Origin of the sequence: Saccharopolyspora sp. (assembly GCF_017434145.1) — a bacterium.
GTDB classification, from domain to species: Bacteria; Actinomycetota; Actinomycetes; order Mycobacteriales; family Pseudonocardiaceae; genus Saccharopolyspora_C; species Saccharopolyspora_C galaxeae.
The window spans coordinates 1-2,061 of the sequence record NZ_JAFRFW010000947.1; the positions used below are offsets into that span (position 1 = coordinate 1).

General features: G+C 71.5%; 2 protein-coding genes. One reads left to right on the forward strand and one right to left on the reverse strand.

The features are described 5' to 3' along the window. A partial coding sequence (locus IJH84_RS25500) for an ATP-binding protein (protein ID WP_295149876.1) occupies positions 1–720 on the reverse strand: 720 nt, incomplete at its 3' end. A 188-nt stretch (positions 721–908) separates the two neighbouring features. On the opposite strand from IJH84_RS25500, the gene IJH84_RS25505 reads away from it, so the two are divergent. After that, the coding region (locus IJH84_RS25505; RefSeq protein WP_295149878.1) for a helix-turn-helix transcriptional regulator at positions 909–2,061 on the forward strand (1,153 nt) is incomplete at its 3' end.

Genomic DNA, 2,061 nt, shown 5'->3' on the forward strand with positions numbered 1-2,061 from the left:
CAGCAGCACCAGCAGCGGCAGGTCCTCCGCGCGCCGCAGCAGGAAAGCCAGCCACCGCAACGAATTCTCGTCGCACCACTGCACGTCGTCCACGGCCAGCACCAGCAACCCGTCGGCGGTGAGTCCTGCGACGAGCCAGTGCAACCCGTGCAGCACGGCGTAGGTGCTGCTCGGCGCGGGGGCGAGGCCGTCCGGCTGCAGCGCGGGCAGCGCGAGCCGGGCGCTGCCCCGCAACGCATCCGGCCGGGGCGCATCGGGCTGCGTTGCCTCGAGCCGGGGTGCATCGGTCTGCAGTGCTTCGGGCCGCGATGCATCAGTCCGAAGTGCGTCGGCGCCGGGTGCGTCGGCCCGGGTTGCATCAGCCCGGGATGCATCGGCCCGGGATGCATCGGCGGAGTCTTCGGCCGCGGTGCCGAATCCCAACGGCTGGAACAAATCGCGCACCGCGCCGTAAGCTCCCGACCCCGCATCCGGGCAGCGGGCGCGCAACGTGCGCGCGGCGACCGGCGCCAGCCGTCCGAGCGCGGCGTGCAGCAGCCCGGTCTTGCCGATGCCCGCGGGCCCGCGCAGCAGAACCGCCCGGCCGGAACCGCTCCCGGCTTGCTCCGCGATCCCGGTCAGCAGCTCCAGCTCGTCGTCCCGGCCGAACAATTCGGCAGGCCCGGCCCGGTCCGCACGGGCTCGTCCCGGGATGTTCCGGTGCCGTTGCTCGGCGTACATCGCACTGCTCCTGATCTCGGTGCGGCGGGAGGTTACCGGCGGTACACAGCGCGGCACAACGACGACCGGACCGCGGCACCGGCAAGGCATGAATTTCCCCGGTATATTCCGAGATTCTTGCTGAATCCTTTCCGGTGATCTTTTCACAGTCCGCACACGTCCGATCACTTTCCGTATAGCATCGCCCGGTGCCCGGAGAGGAGATCCCGCCGGAATTCTGGCGTTGCCCGCAGGTCCGCGACGCCTTGGCGGCCCACGACATCGGCTCGGTCTACCGCGCGCTGCGCACGCACGGCGTGCCGCAGATCCGCATCGCGGCGCTGACCGGGCAAGCCCAGAGCGAAGTCAGCGAAGTGCTCAGCGGCCGCGCGGTGCGCAGCTACGACCTGTTGTCCCGCATCGCCGAGGGACTCGGCGTGCCGCGCGGCTGGATGGGCCTCGCCTACGCCGGAGGTGACGAGCAGGCACCCGACGCGGAAGAAGAGGAGGAACAGGTGAAACGACGGAGTTTCCTGTCCTACGCGGGCTCCGTGGTGGTCGGTGGGCAAACCGACGCCGGCCCGCCGGGCGTGCGCGACCTCACCGCGCACAGCGCTGCGCCGACCAGGGTGGGCGCTTCGGACCTCGCCGCGATGCAGCGGATGATCACCGAGCTGCGCACGCTGGATCAGCGCTACGGCGGCGTCGGCCAGTACGGCACGATCGCCGCGTCGGCCCGGCAGGCCGAGGCGATGCGCGAGGCGTGCATGTCCGAGCAGGTACGCGCGGGCCTGATGGCCATGCTGTGCAACCTGCACGCCACCGCGGGCTGGATCGCGGCGGAGAACGGGTTGTTGCAAGCCGCGCACGGGCACTACGGGCGCGCGCTGTCGTTCGGCCGGGAAGGCACGGATCCGCTGGCGATCTCCCGCGCGCTCTACGCCGCCGGGCGCACCGAGCTGCACTTCGGCGATGCCGAGTCGGCGTTGAAGCTGTTCCAGCTCGGTTCGCTGCGCACCGACTCGTCACCGCTGGTGAGTTCGGTGCTGCAGCTCAACTGCGCGTGGGCGGCCGCGTTCGGGCAGCGCAAGAACACCGTGCAGCGCGCACTGGAGCAGGGCCGCAGCCAGCACGCGGCCGCGTCGATCGACGACGACTACCCGCTGCTGCGGTGGTTCCGCGAAGCCGACCTGCTGGGCATGACCGGGTCGGTGCAGCTGGCGATGGGTGATCACGAAGGCGCCGCGGGGAACCTCTCGCGCGCGGTGGCCGCCCGCGCTCCGGGCGAGGTGCGTTCCACCGTGTTCGAGCTGGCGAGCCTCGGGGAGGCCAAGTTCGCGCTCGGCGACCACGCCGCCGGTC